General features: G+C 47.3%; 1 protein-coding gene. It reads left to right on the top strand.

What is annotated here, in order from left to right; genetic code table 11:
* Positions 1-21: 21 nt before the first annotated feature.
* A partial coding sequence (tuf, locus tag HCZ91_RS13815) for an elongation factor Tu (RefSeq protein WP_160021489.1) occupies positions 22-1,154 on the top strand: 1,133 nt, incomplete at its 3' end.

The following is a 1,154-nucleotide window of genomic DNA, read 5'->3' on the forward strand; positions in this document are numbered from 1 at the left end:
CCAAAAAAAGAGGAAATACCCATGGCAAAGGCCAAGTTTGAACGTAACAAGCCACACGTCAACGTCGGTACAATCGGACACGTTGACCATGGTAAAACAACCCTTACCGCTGCAATCGCAACCGTAGCTGCAATCACCTCAGGTGGCGAAGCCAAAGACTACGCGTCTATTGACTCAGCACCAGAAGAAAAAGCACGTGGTATCACCATCAACACCTCACACGTAGAATATGACACAGACAGCCGTCACTATGCTCACGTAGATTGCCCAGGTCACGCCGATTATGTTAAAAACATGATCACTGGTGCGGCCCAGATGGACGGCGCAATCCTAGTCGTATCTGCAACTGACGGCCCAATGCCACAGACTCGTGAGCACATCTTGCTTTCACGTCAGGTTGGCGTACCGTACATCATCGTATTCATGAACAAATGTGACATGGTTGATGACGAAGAATTGTTAGAACTAGTAGAAATGGAAGTTCGTGAATTATTGAACGACTATGACTTCCCAGGCGATGACACTCCTATCGTTAAAGGTTCTGCTACTGAAGCCCTAAAAGGCTCACAAGAAAAATACGGCCAACCAGCTGTTGTAGAACTACTAAACGTACTAGACACCTACATCCCAGAGCCAGAGCGTGACATCGACAAAGCATTCCTAATGCCAATCGAAGACGTATTCTCAATCTCAGGTCGTGGTACTGTAGTAACAGGCCGTGTTGAATCTGGTATCGTTAAAGTTGGCGACGAGATCGAAATCGTTGGTATCCGTGACACTCAAAAAACCACCTGTACTGGTGTAGAGATGTTCCGTAAACTGCTTGACGAAGGTCGTGCAGGCGAAAACTGTGGCGTACTACTACGTGGTACTAAGCGTGAAGACGTACAACGTGGCCAAGTACTAGCTAAGCCAGGTTCAATCACTCCTCACACCAAGTTTGACGCTGAAGTATATGTATTGTCAAAAGAAGAGGGTGGTCGTCACACACCATTCCTAAACGGCTATCGTCCACAGTTCTACTTCCGTACTACTGACGTAACTGGCGCAATCCAATTACAAGACGGTACTGAAATGGTAATGCCTGGTGATAACGTTGAGATGGGCGTAGAGCTTATCCACCCAATCGCTATGGACAAAGGTCTTCGCTTCGC

The sequence above is a fragment of the Psychrobacter sp. BI730 genome (genome assembly GCF_013414195.1).
GTDB lineage: Bacteria > Pseudomonadota > Gammaproteobacteria > Pseudomonadales > Moraxellaceae > Psychrobacter.